This is a genomic window from Enterobacter sp. FW301-JW81, assembly GCF_058788735.1.
Genome location: NZ_JBYTBA010000004.1, coordinates 112,122 through 132,428, shown reverse-complemented (window position 1 = coordinate 132,428; position 20,307 = coordinate 112,122). Strand labels below are relative to the sequence as shown.

At 55.6% G+C, this 20,307-nt stretch carries 17 protein-coding genes; 16 read left to right on the top strand and 1 reads right to left on the bottom strand.

Going from position 1 to position 20,307, the window contains the following annotated elements; translation table 11 throughout:
- Positions 1-7: 7 nt before the first annotated feature.
- The 16 genes from AC3WOK_RS14055 (at position 8) to mutT (ending at position 20,076) form a co-directional block, all read left to right on the top strand.
- Positions 8-1,774 (top strand): peptidoglycan glycosyltransferase FtsI, encoded by a 1,767-nt coding sequence (locus tag AC3WOK_RS14055; protein ID WP_047346345.1) that lies wholly within the window; start codon positions 8-10, stop codon positions 1,772-1,774.
- The gene (gene murE / locus AC3WOK_RS14050; protein ID WP_048339027.1) at positions 1,761-3,248 is read left to right on the top strand and encodes a UDP-N-acetylmuramoyl-L-alanyl-D-glutamate--2,6-diaminopimelate ligase; all 1,488 of its coding nucleotides are present in this window, start codon (positions 1,761-1,763) and stop codon (positions 3,246-3,248) included. The genes AC3WOK_RS14055 and murE overlap by 14 nt, the downstream gene beginning before the upstream one ends.
- Entirely contained in the window at positions 3,245-4,603 is a 1,359-nt protein-coding gene (gene murF, locus AC3WOK_RS14045) for a UDP-N-acetylmuramoyl-tripeptide--D-alanyl-D-alanine ligase (RefSeq protein WP_492354692.1), read from the top strand. Before murE ends, murF begins: the two co-directional genes overlap by 4 nt.
- Positions 4,597-5,679: a phospho-N-acetylmuramoyl-pentapeptide-transferase gene (mraY, locus tag AC3WOK_RS14040; protein WP_008501985.1), complete on the top strand. Its 1,083-nt coding sequence runs from the start codon at positions 4,597-4,599 to the stop codon at positions 5,677-5,679. The genes murF and mraY overlap by 7 nt, the downstream gene beginning before the upstream one ends.
- A 2-nt stretch (positions 5,680-5,681) precedes the next feature.
- The gene (murD, locus tag AC3WOK_RS14035) at positions 5,682-6,998 is read left to right on the top strand and encodes a UDP-N-acetylmuramoyl-L-alanine--D-glutamate ligase (RefSeq protein ID WP_492354691.1); all 1,317 of its coding nucleotides are present in this window, start codon (positions 5,682-5,684) and stop codon (positions 6,996-6,998) included.
- Complete coding sequence (gene ftsW, locus AC3WOK_RS14030; protein ID WP_047346349.1) at positions 6,998-8,242, top strand: cell division protein FtsW; 1,245 nt, start codon at positions 6,998-7,000, stop codon at positions 8,240-8,242. Before murD ends, ftsW begins: the two co-directional genes overlap by 1 nt.
- A complete protein-coding gene (gene murG / locus AC3WOK_RS14025) occupies positions 8,239-9,303 on the top strand; it encodes an undecaprenyldiphospho-muramoylpentapeptide beta-N-acetylglucosaminyltransferase (protein ID WP_492354690.1) in 1,065 nt (354 codons plus the stop codon). Before ftsW ends, murG begins: the two co-directional genes overlap by 4 nt.
- Positions 9,304-9,360: 57 nt before the next feature.
- Entirely contained in the window at positions 9,361-10,836 is a 1,476-nt protein-coding gene (murC, locus tag AC3WOK_RS14020; protein ID WP_059310631.1) for a UDP-N-acetylmuramate--L-alanine ligase, read from the top strand.
- On the top strand, positions 10,829-11,749 hold the full coding sequence (locus AC3WOK_RS14015; protein ID WP_059310632.1) for a D-alanine--D-alanine ligase: 921 nt from the start codon (positions 10,829-10,831) through the stop codon (positions 11,747-11,749). The genes murC and AC3WOK_RS14015 overlap by 8 nt, the downstream gene beginning before the upstream one ends.
- A gap of 1 nt (position 11,750) precedes the next feature.
- Entirely contained in the window at positions 11,751-12,593 is an 843-nt protein-coding gene (ftsQ, locus tag AC3WOK_RS14010) for a cell division protein FtsQ (RefSeq protein WP_047346353.1), read from the top strand.
- Positions 12,590-13,846, top strand: a complete 1,257-nt coding sequence (gene ftsA / locus AC3WOK_RS14005; RefSeq protein WP_006173845.1) for a cell division protein FtsA — start codon at positions 12,590-12,592, stop codon at positions 13,844-13,846. Before ftsQ ends, ftsA begins: the two co-directional genes overlap by 4 nt.
- Before the next feature lie 63 nt (positions 13,847-13,909).
- Entirely contained in the window at positions 13,910-15,061 is a 1,152-nt protein-coding gene (gene ftsZ / locus AC3WOK_RS14000; protein WP_008501978.1) for a cell division protein FtsZ, read from the top strand.
- Between the two features lie 101 nt (positions 15,062-15,162).
- Entirely contained in the window at positions 15,163-16,080 is a 918-nt protein-coding gene (gene lpxC / locus AC3WOK_RS13995; RefSeq protein WP_059310633.1) for a UDP-3-O-acyl-N-acetylglucosamine deacetylase, read from the top strand.
- A 278-nt stretch (positions 16,081-16,358) separates the two neighbouring features.
- A complete protein-coding gene (gene secM / locus AC3WOK_RS13990; protein WP_072250578.1) occupies positions 16,359-16,862 on the top strand; it encodes a secA translation cis-regulator SecM in 504 nt (167 codons plus the stop codon).
- A gap of 58 nt (positions 16,863-16,920) precedes the next feature.
- Complete coding sequence (gene secA, locus AC3WOK_RS13985; protein ID WP_059310634.1) at positions 16,921-19,626, top strand: preprotein translocase subunit SecA; 2,706 nt, start codon at positions 16,921-16,923, stop codon at positions 19,624-19,626.
- A gap of 57 nt (positions 19,627-19,683) precedes the next feature.
- Entirely contained in the window at positions 19,684-20,076 is a 393-nt protein-coding gene (gene mutT, locus AC3WOK_RS13980) for an 8-oxo-dGTP diphosphatase MutT (RefSeq protein ID WP_023310403.1), read from the top strand.
- Between the two features lie 34 nt (positions 20,077-20,110).
- Here mutT and yacG read toward each other — a convergent pair whose 3' ends face one another.
- A complete protein-coding gene (gene yacG, locus AC3WOK_RS13975) occupies positions 20,111-20,305 on the bottom strand; it encodes a DNA gyrase inhibitor YacG (RefSeq protein ID WP_028015516.1) in 195 nt (64 codons plus the stop codon).
- Between the last annotated feature and the right edge of the window lie 2 nt (positions 20,306-20,307).

The window sequence follows — 20,307 nt, the reverse complement described above, 5'->3', positions numbered from 1 at the left end:
GCGACGCATGAAAGCAGCGGCAAAAACGCTTAAACCAAAACGTCAGGAAGAACAGGCCAACTTTATCAGTTGGCGTTTTGCGTTGCTTTGCGGCTGCATTTTACTGGCACTGAGTTTCCTGCTGGGACGCGTGGCCTGGTTGCAAATCATCGCCCCTGACATGCTGGTGCGCCAGGGCGATATGCGATCTCTGCGTGTCCAGGAGGTCTCCACCTCCCGCGGGATGATCACCGACCGCTCAGGCCGTCCGCTGGCGGTGAGCGTGCCGGTGAAAGCCATATGGGCTGACCCGAAAGAGCTGCACGACGCCGGAGGCATTACGCTTGATAACCGCTGGAAGGCGCTTGCGGATGCACTGAAGATGCCGCTGGACCAGCTGGCTTCACGCGTGAATACGAACCCGAGAGGGCGTTTTATCTATCTGGCACGTCAGGTGAATCCTGACATGGCGGACTACATCAAAAAATTGAAGCTACCGGGGATTCATCTGCGTGAGGAATCACGTCGTTACTATCCATCCGGCGAAGTGACTGCTCACCTCATTGGCTTTACCAACGTCGATAGCCAGGGGATTGAGGGCGTTGAAAAAAGCTTTGATAAATGGCTCACCGGCCAGCCCGGCGAGCGCATTGTGCGTAAAGACCGCTATGGTCGCGTGATCGAAGATATTTCCTCAACGGACAGCCAGGCCGCACACAACCTTGCGCTGAGTATTGACGAGCGGTTACAGGCACTGGTTTATCGCGAACTGAACAATGCCGTGGCCTTCAACAAAGCGGAATCGGGCAGTGCTGTGTTAGTGGATGTCAACACGGGTGAAGTGCTGGCGATGGCCAATAGCCCGTCCTACAACCCTAACAATCTTACCGGTACGCAGAAGGATGTTATGCGTAACCGTACCATCACCGACGTGTTCGAACCGGGTTCGACTGTGAAGCCGATGGTGGTCATGACTGCACTTCAGCGCGGTATCGTCAATGAAAACACCGTACTGAATACCATTCCTTACCGGATTAACGGCCACGAAATCAAAGACGTGGCGCGCTACAGCGAATTGACCCTGACCGGGGTGTTACAGAAGTCGAGTAACGTCGGTGTTTCAAAGCTGGCGTTAGCGATGCCGTCCTCAGCGTTAGTAGAAACTTACTCACGTTTTGGGCTAGGAAAGGCGACCAATTTGGGGTTGGTCGGAGAACGCAGTGGCTTATATCCTCAAAAACAACGGTGGTCTGACATAGAGAGGGCCACCTTCTCTTTCGGCTACGGGCTAATGGTAACTCCCTTACAGTTAGCGCGAGTCTACGCAACGATTGGCAGCTATGGCGTCTATCGCCCGCTGTCTATCACCAAAGTTGATCCACCGGTTCCGGGCGAGCGTATCTTCCCGGAATCCACCGTTCGTACCGTGGTGCATATGATGGAAAGCGTGGCGCTGCCGGGCGGCGGCGGCGTGAAGGCGGCAATCAAAGGCTACCGCATCGCCATTAAAACCGGTACAGCGAAAAAAGTGGGGCCAGACGGCCGCTACATCAACAAATACATTGCCTATACCGCAGGCGTTGCGCCTGCAAGCAATCCGCGTTTTGCGCTGGTGGTCGTGATAAACGATCCGCAGGCGGGTAAATACTATGGCGGCGCCGTCTCCGCGCCTGTGTTCGGGGCCATCATGGGCGGCGTACTGCGTACCATGAACATCGAACCGGATGCGCTGGCGACGGGCGAAAAAAGTGAATTTGTAATTAATCAAGGCGAGGGTACAGGTGGCAGATCGTAATTTGCGCGACCTTCTCGCTCCGTGGGTGCCAAATGCACCGGAGCGAGCACTGCGAGAGATGGTACTGGACAGCCGGGCGGCTGCTTCTGGCGATCTTTTTGTGGCGGTGGTCGGTCATCAGGCGGACGGGCGTCGTTATATCCCGCAGGCGATTGCGCAAGGTGTTGCTGCCATTATTGCTGAGGCCAAAGATGAGGCAACCGACGGTGAGATCCGTGAAATGCACGGCGTGCCGGTTATCTATCTCAGCCAGTTAAACGAGCGTCTTTCCGCACTGGCAGGACGTTTCTATCACGAACCCTCCGACCAGCTGCGTCTGGTTGGCGTGACGGGGACAAACGGAAAAACGACCACCACGCAGTTGATGGCGCAATGGGCCCAGTTACTGGGGGAAACCGGTGCGGTCATGGGCACAGTGGGTAACGGCCTGCTGGGTAAAGTAAGCCCGACGGAAAACACCACCGGCTCTGCGGTTGACGTACAGCACGTGCTTGCTGGTCTGGCAGGGCAGGGGGCAACCTTTGCGGCGATGGAAGTTTCTTCGCACGGTCTGGTTCAGCATCGCGTAGCGGCACTAAAGTTTGCCGCCTCTGTGTTTACCAACCTGAGCCGCGATCATCTTGATTATCATGGTGATATGGAGCATTACGAAGCCGCGAAATGGCTACTCTACTCCACGCACCATTACGGACAAGCCATCATCAACGCCGACGACGAAGTCGGCCGCCGCTGGCTGGCAAACCTGCCGGATGCGGTTGCGGTGTCGATGGAAGATCGTATTAACCCGAACTGCCACGGCCGCTGGCTGAAGGCCGTTGACGTTAACTATCACGACAGCGGGGCGACGATCCGCTTTGCCTCTTCATGGGGTGAAGGCGAAATTGAAAGCCGCCTGATGGGCGCGTTTAACGTCAGTAATTTGCTGCTGGCGCTGGCGACGCTGCTGGCGCTGGGTTATCCGATGGCTGAACTGCTGAAAACCGCCGCGCGTTTGCAGCCGGTTTGCGGCCGTATGGAAGTGTTTAGCGCGCCGGGCAAGCCGACCGTCGTCGTCGATTACGCCCACACGCCGGATGCGCTGGAAAAAGCGCTGGAGGCGGCGCGTCTGCACTGTACCGGTAAGCTCTGGTGCGTGTTTGGCTGTGGCGGCGATCGCGACAAAGGCAAGCGTCCGCTGATGGGCGCTATTGCGGAACAGTTTGCGGATATTCCGGTTGTCACCGATGACAATCCGCGTACGGAAGAGCCGCGCGCCATCATCAATGACATTCTGGCGGGCATGCTGGACGCGGGCCGTGCTCGCGTCGTGGAAGGTCGTGCGGAAGCCGTGACCAACACCATCATGCAGGCTCAGGAGAATGATGTTGTCCTGCTGGCAGGTAAAGGCCATGAAGATTATCAGATTGTTGGCAATCGCCGTCTGGACTACTCGGACCGCGTAACGGCAGCACGTCTGCTGGGAGTCGTGGCATGATTAGCCTCTCGTTAAGCCATGCCGCTGAAATCCTGCAGGGTGAGCTGCACGGTCAGGATCTGACCATTGATGCGGTGACGACGGATACCCGCAAAGTGACGGCGGGTTGTCTGTTCGTGGCGCTGAAAGGCGAGCGTTTTGACGCGCACGATTTTGCGGATAATGCCAAAGAAAATGGCGCCGGTGCGCTGCTGGTCAGCCGCAGGCTCGGCACCGACCTGCCGCAGATTGTCGTGAAAGATACGCGTCTTGCATTTGGTGAGCTGGCTGCCTGGGTTCGTCAGCAGGTGCCGACTCGCGTCGTCGCCCTGACCGGATCATCTGGCAAAACGTCCGTGAAAGAGATGACGGCGGCGATCCTCAGCCAGTGCGGAAACACGCTCTATACCGCGGGTAACCTCAATAATGATATCGGCGTGCCGATGACATTACTTCGCCTGACCAAAGAGCATGAATTCGCGGTGATTGAGCTAGGGGCAAACCACCAGGGCGAAATCGCCTGGACCGTAAGCCTGACTCGCCCGGAAGCGGCGCTGGTGAATAACCTGGCGGCTGCGCATCTGGAAGGGTTTGGCTCGCTGGCAGGCGTGGCGAAAGCGAAAGGTGAGATCTACACCGGTCTTCCCGCTGACGGCATTGCCATTATGAATGCCGACAACAATGACTGGCTGAACTGGCAGAGCATCATTGGCTCGCGTAAAACCTGGCGCTTCTCGCCGAATGCGGCCAACAGTGATTTTACCGCGACCAATATCCATGTGACGTCCCAGGGTACGGAATTCACGCTTACTACCCCAACGGGTGGCGTAGACGTGCTTTTACCGCTTCCGGGCCGCCATAATATTGCCAATGCCCTTGCGGCGGCGGCGCTGTCGACGGCGGTGGGTGCGTCGCATGAGGCGATTAAAAACGGGCTGGCAAATTTACAAGCCGTGCCGGGGCGCCTGTTCCCAATCCATCTTGCCGAAAACAAACTGCTGTTGGATGACTCCTACAACGCGAACGTTGGCTCAATGACGGCGGCGGTGCAGGTGTTATCTGAAATGCCGGGCTACCGCATCATGGTGGTCGGCGATATGGCAGAGCTGGGCGACGAAAGTGAAGCCTGCCATACCCAGGTCGGTGAAGCGGCGAAAGCGGCGGGGCTGGATTGTGTCCTGAGCGCAGGAAAACTGAGCCAGGCGATTAGCCATGCGAGCGGCGTTGGCGAACATTTTGCCGATAAAGCCGCGTTGATTGAGCGCCTTAAGGCATTAATTACAGAAAAACAAATTGTGACAGTGTTAGTGAAAGGTTCACGTAGTGCCGCCATGGAAGAGGTTGTGCACGCATTACAGGAGAACGGGACATGTTAGTTTGGCTGGCCGAACATTTGGTCAAATATTATTCAGGCTTTAACGTCTTTTCCTATCTGACGTTTCGCGCCATCGTCAGCCTGCTGACTGCGCTGTTCATCTCGCTGTGGATGGGCCCGCGCATGATTGCCCGTCTGCAAAAACTCTCTTTCGGTCAGGTTGTGCGTAACGACGGTCCGGAATCGCACTTCAGCAAACGCGGCACGCCGACCATGGGCGGGATTATGATCCTGACCGCCATCGTCGTTTCCGTGCTGCTGTGGGCTTATCCGTCTAACCCTTACGTCTGGTGTGTCCTGACGGTACTAGTGGGGTACGGGATCATCGGTTTTGTGGATGATTACCGCAAAGTCGTACGCAAAGATACCAAGGGCCTGATTGCCCGCTGGAAGTATTTCTGGATGTCGGTCATTGCGCTGGGCGTGGCCTTCGCGCTGTATCTGGCAGGCAAAGACACGCCAGCTACCGAACTGGTCGTGCCGTTCTTTAAGGACGTGATGCCGCAGCTGGGGCTGTTCTACATCCTGCTGGCGTACTTTGTGATCGTCGGTACCGGTAACGCCGTCAACCTCACTGACGGTCTTGATGGCCTGGCCATTATGCCAACCGTCTTTGTGGCCGCCGGTTTTGCACTGGTGGCGTGGGCGACCGGTAACATGAACTTTGCTAACTATCTGCACATTCCTTACCTGCGTCATGCGGGTGAGCTGGTGATCGTCTGTACGGCGATTGTCGGTGCGGGGCTGGGCTTCCTGTGGTTCAACACCTATCCGGCGCAGGTCTTTATGGGTGACGTCGGTTCACTGGCTTTGGGCGGCGCGCTCGGCATCATTGCCGTGCTGCTGCGTCAGGAGTTCCTGCTGGTGATCATGGGCGGCGTGTTTGTGGTTGAGACCCTGTCGGTGATTTTGCAGGTCGGCTCCTTCAAGCTGCGCGGTCAGCGCATCTTCCGTATGGCGCCGATCCACCACCACTATGAACTGAAAGGCTGGCCGGAACCGCGCGTGATTGTGCGCTTCTGGATTATTTCGCTGATGCTGGTGCTGATTGGCCTGGCAACGCTGAAGGTACGTTAATCATGGCAGATTACCAGGGCAAAAAAGTCGTTGTCATCGGGTTGGGCCTCACGGGTCTTTCCTGCGTGGACTTTTTCCTCGCACGCGGCGTGACGCCATGCGTGATGGATACGCGTGTCTCTCCGCCGGGTCTGGACAAACTGCCGGAACAGGTTGAACGCCACCTTGGTGGTCTGAATGATGACTGGCTGCTGGCAGCCGATCTGATTGTCGCAAGCCCGGGTATGGCGCTGGCGCATCCTTCGCTGAGCGCTGCCGCGGATGCAGGCGTTGAGATTGTCGGCGATATCGAGCTGTTCTGCCGCGAAGCGCAGGCACCCGTTGTCGCGATTACCGGTTCTAACGGCAAAAGCACCGTCACTACCCTGGTCGGTGAGATGGCAAAAGCCGCAGGCATGAACGTAGGGGTAGGCGGCAATATCGGCCTGCCCGCGCTGATGCTGCTGGACAAAGGTTGTGAGCTGTATGTCCTTGAGCTTTCAAGCTTCCAGCTGGAAACAACCTCCAGCCTGCATGCTGCCGCTGCGACGATCCTTAACGTGACCGAAGATCATATGGACAGGTATCCCTTTGGTTTGCAGCAGTATCGTGCCGCCAAGCTGCGCGTTTATGAAAATGCAAAGGTCTGCGTCGTTAACGCTGATGACGCGCTGACCATGCCGGTACGCGGCGCGGACGAGCGCTGCATCAGCTTCGGTATCACGATGGGGGATTACCACCTGAACCGTCAGCTGGGCGAAACCTGGCTGCGCGTGAAAGGTGAGAAAGTGCTGAACGTGAAAGAGATGAAACTGTCTGGTCAGCACAACTATACCAATGCCCTGGCGGCGCTGGCGCTGGCGGATGCGGTAGGTCTTCCGCGCTCTTCCAGCTTGAAGGCGTTGACAACGTTTTCCGGTCTGGCGCACCGTTTCCAGCTGGCGCTGGAGCATAACGGCGTGCGCTGGATTAACGACTCCAAAGCCACCAACGTGGGAAGCACGGAGGCCGCGCTGAACGGCCTGCACGTTGACGGTACTCTGCATTTACTGCTGGGCGGCGACGGTAAATCAGCTGATTTCTCTTCCCTGAAGCCGTATCTCTCCGGAGATAAAATCCGCCTGTACTGCTTTGGCCGTGACGGCAGCGAGCTGGCTGAACTGCGCCCTGACGTTGCGGAGCAAACCGAAACCATGGAACAGGCGATGCGGCTGATTGCCCCTCGCGTGAAGCCTGGCGATATGGTGCTGCTCTCTCCGGCGTGTGCCAGCCTCGATCAATTCAAGAATTTCGAACAGCGTGGCGATGTCTTTACCCGCCTGGCGAAGGAGTTAGGCTGATGCGTTTATCTCTCCCTCGCCTGAAAATGCCGCGTCTGCCAGGGTTTGGGATCCTGGCATGGCTGTTTGCGGCACTCAAAGGCTGGGTGATGGGCTCTCGTCAAAAAGATAACGATAGCCTGATCATGTACGATCGCACGCTGTTCTGGCTCACGATGGGGCTGGCGGCGGTCGGTTTTATCATGGTGACGTCGGCTTCAATGCCCGTCGGCCAGCGCCTGGCGAACGATCCTTTCCTGTTTGCCAAGCGTGATGGCCTGTACATCATCCTGGCGTTCTGTCTGGCGCTGATCACCTTGCGTCTGCCAATGGAGTTCTGGCAGCGGCACAGTACGGCGATGCTGATTGCCTCGATCATTATGCTGCTGATCGTACTGGTGGTGGGGAGCTCCGTTAACGGGGCATCCCGCTGGATCGCCTTTGGCCCGCTGCGAATTCAGCCTGCGGAATTTACCAAGCTCTCCCTGTTCTGCTACCTGGCTAACTACCTGGTGCGTAAAGTGGATGAGGTGCGTAACAACCTGCGCGGCTTCTTAAAACCGATGGGTGTGATTCTGGTGCTGGCCGTGTTGCTGCTGGCACAGCCTGACCTCGGTACCGTTGTCGTGCTGTTTGTTACCACTCTGGCCATGCTGTTCCTGGCGGGCGCGAAGCTGTGGCAGTTCATTGCGATTATCGGGATGGGCATTTCGGCGGTTGTGCTGCTGATCCTTGCCGAGCCTTACCGTATTCGCCGTGTGACCTCGTTCTGGAATCCGTGGGAAGACCCGTTCGGCAGCGGTTATCAGCTGACGCAGTCGCTGATGGCTTTTGGCCGCGGTGAAGTCTGGGGCCAGGGGCTGGGTAACTCGGTACAGAAACTGGAGTATTTACCGGAAGCGCATACCGACTTCATCTTCTCCATTATTGCGGAAGAACTGGGTTATATCGGTGTGGTATTAGCGCTATTAATGGTATTCTTCGTCGCTTTCCGCGCCATGTCCATCGGCCGGAAAGCGCTGGAGATCGATCACCGCTTTTCAGGCTTCCTGGCCTGCTCAATTGGTATCTGGTTTAGTTTCCAGGCATTGGTTAACGTCGGGGCCGCAGCGGGTATGCTGCCGACCAAAGGTCTGACGTTGCCGTTGATCAGTTATGGTGGTTCCAGTCTGTTGATTATGTCGACGGCCATCATGCTGTTGTTGCGCATAGATTATGAAACGCGTCTGGAAAAAGCCCAGGCGTTTACACGAGGTTCACGATGAATCAACCGAAGCGGTTAATGGTGATGGCAGGCGGTACCGGCGGACACGTGTTCCCGGGGCTGGCGGTTGCGCACCATTTAATGGATCAGGGCTGGCAGGTACGCTGGCTGGGAACCGCAGACCGCATGGAAGCTGACCTGGTACCGAAGCACGGTATTGAGATCGACTTTATCCGTATTTCTGGCCTTCGTGGTAAAGGCCTCAAGGCAATGCTGCTGGCGCCGGTGCGTATTTTTAACGCCTGGCGTCAGGCGCGCACCATCATGAAGCGCTTTAAGCCTGATGTGGTACTGGGCATGGGCGGCTATGTCTCGGGTCCTGGTGGGCTGGCAGCATGGTCGTTAGGTATTCCCGTCGTGCTGCATGAGCAGAACGGTATTGCCGGTCTGACCAACAAGTGGCTGGCGAAAATCGCCACCAAAGTCATGCAGGCGTTTCCCGGCGCGTTCCCGAAAGCGGACGTGGTCGGTAACCCGGTGCGTGTGGACGTGCTGGCGCTGCCGCTGCCGGACGCTCGCCTGATAGGCCGTGAAGGGCCTGTTCGTGTGCTGGTCGTCGGCGGTTCTCAGGGCGCGCGCATTTTAAACCAGACGATGCCGCAGGTTGCTGCAAAGCTGGGAAATGCCGTAACCATCTGGCATCAGAGCGGTAAGGGCGCTCAGCAAACCGTTGAGCAGGCTTACGCAGACGAAGGTCAGCTGCAGCATAAAGTCACAGAGTTTATCGACGACATGGCGGCAGCATACGCCTGGGCCGATGTCGTCGTTTGTCGCTCAGGGGCGCTGACGGTGAGCGAGATCGCTGCCGCCGGTTTACCTGCCCTTTTTGTGCCGTTCCAGCACAAAGACAGACAGCAGTACTGGAATGCGCTGCCGCTTGAGAAAGCCGGTGCCGCGAAAATTTTTGAGCAGCCACAATTTACCGCCGACGCGGTCGCTACCACCCTGGCGGGCTGGAACAGAGACGTATTGCTGGAGATGGCAGAACGCGCGCGCGCGACCGCTATCCCTGATGCGACGGAACGGGTGGCAAAAGAAGTGAGCCTGGCAGCCCAGGCTTAACCCTCGCAGCGCGTGAAGCGCGGCACGAATTTTTAAGTAGTCGATGGCGTTTAGAGAATGAATACACAACAACTGGCAAAACTGCGTTCAATCGTGCCCGAGATGCGTCGCGTCCGGCACATTCACTTTGTTGGCATCGGTGGTGCTGGCATGGGCGGTATTGCCGAAGTGTTAGCTAACGAAGGCTATCAGATCAGCGGGTCTGACCTGGCGCCAAACCCTGTTACGCAGCAGCTGGCGTCGCTTGGGGCGACTATCTATTTTAACCATCGCCCGGAAAACGTGCGCGATGCGAGCGTGGTGGTGGTATCAAGCGCCATCTCCTCTGACAACCCGGAAATCGTTGCCGCGCATGAAGCGCGCATTCCGGTGATCCGCCGTGCGGAGATGCTGGCGGAACTGATGCGTTTCCGCCACGGCATTGCCATTGCCGGGACCCACGGTAAAACCACGACCACGGCGATGGTTTCCAGTATTTATGCGGAAGCGGGTCTCGACCCGACGTTCGTTAACGGCGGTCTGGTAAAAGCCGCGGGCGTTCATGCACGCCTGGGGCACAGTCGTTATCTGATTGCTGAAGCGGATGAAAGCGATGCGTCGTTCCTGCACCTGCAGCCGATGGTGGCGATTGTCACTAACATCGAAGCCGACCATATGGATACCTACCAGGGTGACTTTGAGAACTTAAAGCAGACCTTTATCAACTTCCTGCACAACCTGCCGTTCTATGGACGCGCGGTGATGTGCGTAGACGATCCGGTTATTCGCGAGCTGCTGCCGCGCGTGGGGCGTCAAATCACCACTTATGGCTTCAGTGAAGACGCTGACGTCCGCGTGGAAGAGTACAAACAGATTGGCGCGCAGGGACATTTCACGCTGGCGCGCCAGGACAAAGAGCTGCTGCACGTGACGCTGAACGCGCCAGGGCGCCATAACGCCCTTAACGCCGCAGCAGCCGTTGCCGTTGCGACGGAAGAAGGCATTGATGACGACGCGATCCTGCGCGCGCTGGAAAGCTTCCAGGGGACCGGGCGTCGTTTCGACTTCCTCGGTGAATTCCCGCTGGACGCCGTAAACGGTAAAGCCGGGACCGCTATGCTGGTGGACGACTACGGTCATCATCCAACCGAAGTGGATGCCACCATTAAAGCCGCCCGTGCAGGCTGGCCTGACAAGAATCTGGTAATGGTCTTCCAGCCGCACCGCTACACGCGTACGCGCGATCTGTATGACGATTTCGCCAGCGTCCTGTCACAGGTAGATACCCTGTTAATGCTGGATGTTTATGCCGCAGGCGAGGCGCCAATTCCGGGGGCAGACAGCCGTTCACTGTGTCGTACCATTCGCGGACGCGGTAAAGTTGATCCTATTCTGGTTTCTGACCCGGCTGAGGTGGCGGAAATTCTGGCTCCGGTCCTGACAGGTAACGATTTGATTCTGATTCAGGGTGCGGGAAATATCGGCAAAATCGCCCGTACCTTATCTGAAATCAAGCTGAAGCCGCAAACCCAGGAGGATGAGCATCATGGCTGATAAGATTGCCGTCCTGTCTGGCGGCACCTCCGCAGAGCGTGAGGTTTCCCTGAATTCCGGCGCTGCGGTTCTGGCGGGCCTGCGTGAAGGGGGCGTCAATGCGCACCTGGTCGACCCAAAAGAGGTCGACGTGACGCAATTAAAGGCGCTGGGATTTGATAAAGTCTTTATCGCTTTACATGGCCGCGGCGGTGAAGACGGAACCCTACAGGGGCTTCTGGATTTAATTGGCATGCCATACACCGGTAGCGGCGTGATGGCATCCGCTATTTCAATGGATAAACTGCGCAGTAAGCTGCTTTGGCAGGGCGCGGGATTACCGGTTGCGCCGTGGGTGGCACTGACGCGTCGCGAATTTGAATTGGGCCTGCCGGATAGCGTTAATACACGCATTGCCGAACTGGGCTTACCGGTTATTGTAAAGCCGAGCCGGGAAGGGTCGAGCGTGGGGATGTCAAAAGTCGACAAAGCTGACGATTTATCCTCCGCTTTAGCGCTGGCATTTCAACATGATGAAGAAGTTCTGATTGAAAAATGGCTCAGCGGGCCGGAATTTACCGTCGCGATGCTTGGTGAAGAAATTTTACCGTCAATCCGTATCCAACCGGCCGGAACCTTCTATGATTATGAGGCAAAGTATCTCTCTGATGAGACGCAATATTTCTGCCCTTGTGGTCTTGATGCTGAGCGTGAAGCGGATTTGCAGTCCCTGGTGCTTAAAGCCTGGCATATTCTGGGTTGCCAGGGCTGGGGGCGCATCGACGTGATGCAAGACAGTGATGGACAATTTTATCTGCTGGAAGCGAATACTTCTCCGGGAATGACCAGCCACAGCCTTGTGCCGATGGCCGCTCGTCAGGCGGGGATGAGCTTCTCGCAATTAGTCGTACGCATTCTGGACCAGGCGGGCTGATATGTCTCAGGCTGCATTGAACACGCGCAACCGCGATGACGAAGAAGAATACGCTTCTTCACGCCGGAGTAATGGAACGCGTCTTGCAGGTATTATTTTCCTGCTCGGGGTGCTGTGCACCGTGTTTATCAGCGGCTGGATGGTCCTGGGCTGGATGGAAGATGCGCAGCGGTTGCCACTTTCTAAGCTGGTGCTTACCGGTGAGCGCCACTACACGCGTAACGATGATATTCGCCAGTCAATTCTGGCGCTGGGATCGCCCGGCACCTTTATGACTCAGGACGTCAATATTATCCAGAGCCAGATTGAACGTCTGCCATGGATAAAACAGGCGAGTGTAAGAAAGCAATGGCCTGATGAATTGAAGATTCATCTGGTTGAATATGTGCCCATTGCGCGTTGGAATGATCAGCACATGGTTGACGTAGACGGAAATTCCTTCAGCGTCCCGGCCGATCGTGTCAACAAGCAAAATTTACCGATGTTGTATGGCCCTGAAGGCAGCGAAAATGAAGTATTACAGGGTTTTCGCGAAATGGGTCAGGTGCTGGCGAAGGACAGGTTTACGCTAAAAGATGCTGCAATGACGGCGCGCCGTTCCTGGCAGCTGACGTTAACGAACGGCATTAAGCTCAACCTGGGTCGCGGGGACACAATGAAGCGTCTGGCGCGTTTTGTAGAACTTTACCCGGTTTTACAGCAGCAGGCACAGACTGACGGCAAACGGATAAGCTACGTTGATTTGCGCTATGACTCAGGCGCAGCAGTCGGTTGGGAACCGGCTCCGGTCGAGGAACCTAATCAGCAACAGAATCAGGCACAGGTACAGGCAGAACAACAATGATCAAGGCGACGGACAGAAAACTGGTAGTTGGACTGGAGATTGGCACCGCGAAGGTTGCTGCTTTAGTAGGGGAAGTTCTGCCCGACGGTATGGTCAATATCATTGGCGTAGGCAGTTGCCCGTCCCGTGGTATGGATAAAGGTGGGGTAAACGATCTTGAATCGGTGGTGAAATGCGTCCAGCGCGCCATCGATCAGGCTGAATTGATGGCAGATTGCCAGATTTCTTCTGTCTATCTGGCCCTTTCTGGTAAGCACATTAGCTGCCAGAACGAAATCGGTATGGTGCCGATTTCCGAAGAAGAAGTGACGCAGGAAGACGTTGAAAACGTTGTGCATACGGCGAAGTCCGTGCGCGTGCGCGATGAGCATCGCGTGCTGCATGTGATCCCGCAGGAATATGCGATTGACTACCAGGAAGGGATTAAGAATCCGGTCGGTCTTTCTGGCGTACGTATGCAGGCAAAAGTGCACCTGATCACATGTCACAACGATATGGCGAAGAACATTGTAAAAGCCGTTGAACGTTGTGGCCTGAAAGTTGACCAACTTATTTTCGCTGGTCTGGCAGCAAGTTATTCCGTGCTGACCGAAGACGAACGTGAACTGGGCGTCTGTGTGGTCGATATTGGTGGTGGTACAATGGACATGGCCGTCTATACCGGCGGTGCGCTGCGCCACACCAAAGTGATCCCTTATGCCGGGAACGTGGTGACCAGCGATATTGCTTACGCTTTTGGTACGCCACCGAGCGATGCAGAAGCGATTAAAGTGCGCCATGGCTGTGCGCTGGGTTCTATCGTTGGCAAAGATGAGAGCGTTGAAGTGCCAAGCGTCGGTGGTCGTCCACCGCGCAGCCTGCAGCGCCAGACGTTGGCAGAGGTGATTGAGCCGCGCTATACCGAGCTGCTCAACCTGGTCAACGAAGAGATTTTACAGTTACAGGAACAGCTTCGTCAGCAGGGTGTTAAACATCATCTTGCAGCGGGGATTGTATTAACCGGCGGTGCAGCGCAAATTGAAGGTCTTGCGGCCTGTGCACAGCGCGTGTTCCATACGCAAGTGCGTATTGGCGCGCCGCTGAATATCACCGGTTTAACGGATTATGCTCAGGAGCCGTATTATTCAACGGCAGTGGGCCTGCTCCACTACGGGAAGGAATCTCATCTCAGTGGTGAAGCAGAAGTGGAAAAACGCGTCTCAGTGGGGTCGTGGGTCAAACGACTGAACAACTGGTTGCGAAAAGAGTTTTAATTTTTTTAAGAGACCGGAGAGAATTAGCGGTCTCGGGCGACAGGCACAACGGAGAGAGAAATTATGTTTGAACCTATGGAACTGACCAACGACGCGGTGATTAAAGTCATCGGCGTCGGTGGCGGCGGCGGTAACGCCGTAGAGCATATGGTGCGTGAACGCATCGAAGGTGTTGAATTCTTCGCAGTTAACACCGATGCGCAGGCACTGCGTAAGACGGCTGTAGGCCAGACTATCCAGATCGGCGGTGGTATCACCAAAGGGCTGGGAGCCGGGGCTAACCCGGAAGTGGGTCGCAACGCGGCTGAAGAAGATCGTGAAGCGCTGCGCGCTGCACTGGAAGGTGCGGACATGGTCTTCATCGCGGCAGGTATGGGTGGCGGTACGGGTACCGGCGCAGCACCTGTTGTGGCTGAAGTGGCTAAAGATTTAGGTATCCTGACCGTTGCTGTCGTGACCAAGCCTTTCAATTTTGAAGGCAAGAAGCGTATGGCCTTTGCGGAGCAGGGTATCACCGAGCTGTCCAAGCATGTGGACTCCTTGATCACCATCCCGAACGATAAACTGTTGAAAGTTCTGGGGCGCGGTATCTCTCTGCTGGACGCTTTCGGTGCAGCAAACGACGTGCTGAAAGGCGCGGTGCAGGGTATCGCTGAACTGATTACCCGTCCTGGCCTGATGAACGTTGACTTTGCTGACGTTCGCACCGTGATGTCCGAAATGGGCTACGCGATGATGGGCTCTGGTGTGGCGAGCGGTGAAGACCGTGCAGAAGAAGCGGCTGAAATGGCTATCTCTTCTCCGCTGCTGGAAGATATCGATCTGTCTGGCGCGCGCGGCGTGCTGGTCAACATTACCGCTGGCTTTGACCTGCGTCTGGATGAGTTCGAAACCGTGGGTAATACCATCCGTGCGTTCGCCTCTGACAACGCTACCGTGGTAATCGGTACTTCTCTTGACCCTGAAATGAACGACGAACTGCGTGTGACTGTTGTTGCGACCGGTATCGGCATGGACAAACGTCCTGAAATCACCCTGGTAACCAACAAACAGACTCAGCAACCGGTAATGGATCGTTACCAGCAGCACGGTATGTCTCCTCTGACTCAGGAGCAGAAACCGGCCGCGAAAGTGGTGAACGACCCAACGCCGCAAACGGCGAAAGAGCCAGATTATCTGGACATCCCGGCGTTCCTGCGTAAGCAAGCTGACTAAGAATTGGCTGGAATTTGGGGATTTGCGCTCTTTGTGCTAAACTGGCCCACCGTTAGTGATATACACTCTCGGTTGGATAGTTAATTTGGCGAGATTATACGATGATCAAACAAAGGACACTTAAACGTATCGTTCAGGCGACGGGTGTCGGTTTACATACCGGCAAGAAAGTCACACTGACGTTACGCCCTGCGCCGGCCAATACCGGGGTCATCTATCGTCGCACCGACTTGAATCCACCGGTAGATTTTCCGGCCGATGCCAAATCTGTGCGTGATACTATGCTCTGTACTTGTCTGGTGAACGAGCATGACGTGCGGATTTCTACCGTAGAGCACCTGAACGCCGCCCTGGCGGGTCTGGGTATCGACAACATTATTGTTGAAGTCGATGCGCCAGAAATCCCGATTATGGATGGCAGTGCTGCTCCGTTCGTTTATCTGTTGCTGGATGCCGGCATCGAAGAACTGAACTGCGCGAAGAAATTTGTTCGCATTAAAGAGACCGTTCGCGTCGAAGATGGCGACAAATGGGCTGAATTCAAACCGTACAATGGTTTCTCGTTGGACTTTACCATCGACTTTAACCATCCGGCGATTGATGCAAGCACCCAACGCTATGCGATGAACTTCTCTGCCGATGCGTTTATGCGTCAGATCAGCCGAGCCCGTACATTTGGCTTCATGCGCGATATCGAATATCTGCAGTCCCGCGGCCTGTGCCTGGGGGGCAGCTTCGATTGTGCCATCGTTGTTGACGATTATCGCGTACTGAACGAAGACGGCCTCCGTTTCGAAGATGAATTCGTTCGTCACAAAATGCTGGACGCTATTGGCGACCTGTTCATGTGTGGTCACAACATCATTGGTGCATTTACCGCGTTCAAATCCGGTCATGCACTGAACAACAAACTGTTGCAGGCCGTCCTGGCAAAACAGGAAGCCTGGGAATACGTGACCTTCGAAGACGAAGCTGAACTGCCGCTGGCTTTCAAAGCGCCAAGCATGGTTCTGGCGTAACGGTTCAAACCGTTTCGTAAAAAATCGACTGGTTAACCTGGTACTCTCTCCGACCAGGAAGACCAGTCGTTTTTATTTTTGCCTTTCTTTACTCGCCCCAGCCTTACCTCTTGTTTACCTTGCACAGAAAATGGGTGCGTTAGCTGCATTCTTGACCGTTTTTCCCCGCGGCGACACCTCATTCCTGCTGATGTGTATTGGCTTTAGTGGTAATATCTGGGCGCTTAAAAAAATAACTGAATTCAGCCTGTACCAGGCTGGCTTATGTGGTGGAGCAAGTGAGCGGAATACTGACGCGCTGGCGACAATTTGGCAGACGTTACTTCTGGCCGCATCTCTTATTAGGGATGGTCGCGGCGAGTTTCGGCTTGCCTGCGCTCAGCAACAGTGCCGAAGCGGCTACGCCGGCGAAGACCTCCACAACCAAACACGATCTCAACACGCGGGTTAACTTTACTAACCTCGCGTGGCTTGAGGCCAATCGTCGTCCGAATTTCTCCGTTGATTACTGGCACCAGCACGCTATCCGCACGGTTATTCGCCATCTGTCATTTGCGATGGCACCGCAGGCCATGCCTGTTGCTGAAGAGACGCTGCCGGTGCAGGCGCAGCATCTTGCCCTGTTGGACACGCTCAATGCGCTGCTCACGCAGGACAGCCAGCCGCCGGTCATGGTTCGCCAGACTGCGCAACGTGCACTCGTTTCTCCAGCCTCTTTCTCTGTTTCAACATGGATTAGCCAGGCTCACGGCATTCGCGCCGGGCCTCAGCGCCTCAGCTAAATTAACTTTTTCAATACTTTAATTTATCTGCCCACGATGGGGCGTTTGAGAATTTATTATGCTAATCAAATTATTAACAAAAGTTTTTGGTAGTCGTAACGATCGTACCCTGCGCCGTATGCGCAAAGCCGTTGCCGTTATCAACGGTATGGAACCGGCGATGGAGAAGCTCTCTGATGACGAGCTGAAAGCGAAAACGGCGGAATTCCGTGCCCGTCTCGAAAAAGGCGAAACCTTAGAAAGCCTGATCCCGGAAGCTTTCGCCGTCGTGCGTGAAGCGAGTAAGCGTGTATTCGGCATGCGTCACTTCGACGTTCAGCTGCTGGGTGGTATGGTGCTCAACGAGCGTTGCATCGCGGAAATGCGTACTGGTGAAGGTAAAACCCTGACCGCAACGCTGCCGGCATACCTGAACGCCCTGACCGGTAAAGGCGTTCACGTGGTTACCGTCAACGACTATCTGGCACAGCGTGACGCCGAAAACAACCGCCCACTGTTCGAATTCTTAGGCTTGACCGTCGGCATCAACATGTCCGGTCTGCCTGCGCCAGCCAAACGTGACGCGTATAACGCGGATATCACCTACGGCACTAACAACGAATACGGTTTCGACTACCTGCGTGACAACATGGCGTTCAGCCCTGAAGAACGTGTACAGCGTAAGCTGCACTATGCGCTGGTGGATGAGGTGGACTCCATCCTGATCGATGAAGCACGTACCCCGCTGATCATCTCCGGCCCGGCTGAAGACAGCTCCGAGATGTACCGCAAAGTCGACAAAATCATTCCGCACCTGCTGCGCCAGGAGAAAGAAGACTCTGACACCTTCCAGGGTGAAGGCCACTTCTCCGTAGATGAAAAAGCGCGCCAGGTGAACCTGACTGAACGCGGTCTGGTTCAGATTGAAGAACTGCTGGTTGCTGAAGGCATCATGGAAGAGGGCGAGTCTCTGTATTCCCCGAGCAACATCATGCTGATGCACCACGTGACCGCTGCGCTGCGCGCTCATGCGCTGTTCACCCGCGATGTTGACTACATTGTGAAAGACGGCGAAGTGATCATCGTTGATGAACACACCGGCCGTACCATGCAGGGACGTCGCTGGTCTGATGGTCTGCACCAGGCGGTTGAAGCCAAAGAAGGTGTTGATATTCAAAACGAAAACCAGACGCTAGCGTCTATCACCTTCCAGAACTACTTCCGTCTGTACGAGAAGCTGGCGGGCATGACCGGTACGGCAGATACCGAAGCGTTTGAATTCAGCTCCATCTACAAGCTGGATACCGTGGTCGTTCCAACCAACCGTCCAATGATCCGTAAGGATATGCCGGACCTGGTGTACATGACCGAAGCGGAAAAAATTCAGGCGATCATCGAAGATATCCGCGAGCGTACCGCGAACGGCCAGCCGGTGCTGGTGGGGACCATCTCGATTGAGAAATCTGAAGTGGTTTCTAACGAGCTGACCAAAGCGGGCATCAAGCACAACGTGCTGAACGCCAAATTCCATGCCAAAGAGGCGGACATTGTTGCGCAGGCAGGTTATCCGGGTGCCGTGACCATCGCAACCAACATGGCGGGTCGTGGTACCGATATTATGCTGGGCGGTAGCTGGCAGGCCGAAGTGGCAGAGCTGGAAAACCCAACCCCAGAACAGATTGCACAGATCAAAGCTGACTGGCAGGTTCGTCACGATGCGGTACTGGCGTCGGGCGGTCTGCACATCATTGGTACCGAGCGCCACGAATCTCGTCGTATCGATAACCAGCTGCGTGGTCGTGCGGGTCGTCAGGGTGATGCCGGTTCCTCCCGCTTCTACCTGTCGATGGAAGATGCGCTGATGCGTATTTTCGCCTCCGACCGTGTGTCCGGCATGATGCGCAAGCTGGGGATGAAACCAGGCGAAGCCATTGAGCACCCGTGGGTCACTAAAGCGATCGCGAACGCACAGCGTAAAGTCGAAAGCCGCAACTTTGATATTCGTAAGCAGCTGCTGGAATATGATGATGTGGCTAACGATCAGCGTCGCGCGATTTACACTCAGCGTAACGAACTGCTGGACGTGTCCGACGTGAGCGAAACCATCAACAGCATCCGCGAAGATGTGTTTAAAGCCACTATCGACGCGCATATTCCACCGCAGTCTCTGGAAGAGATGTGGGATATCGAAGGCCTGCAGGAACGTCTGAAAAACGACTTTGACCTTGAGCTGCCAATCAAAGAGTGGCTGGACAAAGAGCCTGAGCTGCACGAAGAGACGCTGCGCGAGCGTATCTTTGAAACTGCGCTGGACGTTTACAAGCGTAAGGAAGAGGTCGTTGGCGCTGAGATGATGCGTCACTTCGAAAAAGGCGTGATGCTGCAGACGCTGGACTCCCTGTGGAAAGAGCACCTGGCGGCGATGGACTACCTGCGTCAGGGTATCCACCTGCGTGGCTATGCCCAGAAAGATCCGAAGCAGGAGTACAAGCGTGAATCCTTCTCCATGTTTGCCGCTATGCTGGAATCGCTGAAGTATGAAGTGATCAGCACCCTGAGCAAAGTTCAGGTGCGCATGCCGGAAGAAGTGGAGGCGATGGAGCAGCAGCGTCGTGAAGAAGCTGAGCGTCTGGCACAGATGCAACAGCTGAGCCACCAGACTGACGACAGCGAAGCCGCAGCGGCGATTGCGGCACAGACCGGCGATCGTAAAGTGGGTCGTAACGATCCGTGCCCATGCGGTTCCGGTAAAAAATATAAGGCGTGCCACGGCCGTCTGAGCTAAGACGTTAACAAATCGAAAAGGCGCAGAAATCTGCGCCTTTTTTATGGACGTGACAATATGAAAATACTGCAAATTGCCGTCGGGATTATTCGCAACCCGCAAAACCAAATCTTTATTACCCAGCGCGCCGCCGACGCCCATATGGCGAACAAATGGGAGTTTCCTGGCGGAAAGATCGAGTCAGGTGAAACGCCGGAAGAGGCGCTGGTTCGTGAACTTCAGGAAGAGGTGGGAATTACCCCGCTTGGTGCAACGCTGTTTGATAAGCTCGAATACCAGTTTCCGGACAGGCATATCACGCTGTGGTTCTGGCTGGTGGAAAACTGGGAAGGCGAGCCCTGGGGAAAAGAGGGACAACCGGGTAACTGGGTTGAACTTCAGGCAAGCGATGCCGAAAAATTCCCGCCAGCTAATGAGCCTGTAATCCTGAGATTAGTCGCACAACCGTAGGCCTGCTAAGCGAAGCGCCAGCAGGCTTTACAGATTACTGCTGGCTCTCACTCCAGTCATCGCTATCCGAGAGATCGCCTTCGCTTGGAATGCGTTTCTCTTCCGCCGCCCATTCGCCCAGGTCAATGAGCTGACAGCGTTTACAGCAGAATGGGCGGAACGGACTTACTTCGCCCCAGACAACGGTTTTGCCACAGGTTGGGCAGTTTACGGTGGTGACATCAGACATCG

Coding starts and splice junctions, on each gene's coding strand:
- AC3WOK_RS14055 (WP_047346345.1), top strand. CDS start 8: ATGAAAGCAGCGGCAAAAACGCTTAAACCAAAACGTCAGGAAGAACAG.
- murF (WP_492354692.1), top strand. CDS start 3,245: ATGATTAGCCTCTCGTTAAGCCATGCCGCTGAAATCCTGCAGGGTGAG.
- mraY (WP_008501985.1), top strand. CDS start 4,597: ATGTTAGTTTGGCTGGCCGAACATTTGGTCAAATATTATTCAGGCTTT.
- murD (WP_492354691.1), top strand. CDS start 5,682: ATGGCAGATTACCAGGGCAAAAAAGTCGTTGTCATCGGGTTGGGCCTC.
- ftsW (WP_047346349.1), top strand. CDS start 6,998: ATGCGTTTATCTCTCCCTCGCCTGAAAATGCCGCGTCTGCCAGGGTTT.
- murG (WP_492354690.1), top strand. CDS start 8,239: ATGAATCAACCGAAGCGGTTAATGGTGATGGCAGGCGGTACCGGCGGA.
- murC (WP_059310631.1), top strand. CDS start 9,361: ATGAATACACAACAACTGGCAAAACTGCGTTCAATCGTGCCCGAGATG.
- AC3WOK_RS14015 (WP_059310632.1), top strand. CDS start 10,829: ATGGCTGATAAGATTGCCGTCCTGTCTGGCGGCACCTCCGCAGAGCGT.
- ftsQ (WP_047346353.1), top strand. CDS start 11,751: ATGTCTCAGGCTGCATTGAACACGCGCAACCGCGATGACGAAGAAGAA.
- ftsA (WP_006173845.1), top strand. CDS start 12,590: ATGATCAAGGCGACGGACAGAAAACTGGTAGTTGGACTGGAGATTGGC.
- ftsZ (WP_008501978.1), top strand. CDS start 13,910: ATGTTTGAACCTATGGAACTGACCAACGACGCGGTGATTAAAGTCATC.
- lpxC (WP_059310633.1), top strand. CDS start 15,163: ATGATCAAACAAAGGACACTTAAACGTATCGTTCAGGCGACGGGTGTC.
- secA (WP_059310634.1), top strand. CDS start 16,921: ATGCTAATCAAATTATTAACAAAAGTTTTTGGTAGTCGTAACGATCGT.
- mutT (WP_023310403.1), top strand. CDS start 19,684: ATGAAAATACTGCAAATTGCCGTCGGGATTATTCGCAACCCGCAAAAC.
- yacG (WP_028015516.1), bottom strand. CDS start 20,305: ATGTCTGATGTCACCACCGTAAACTGCCCAACCTGTGGCAAAACCGTT.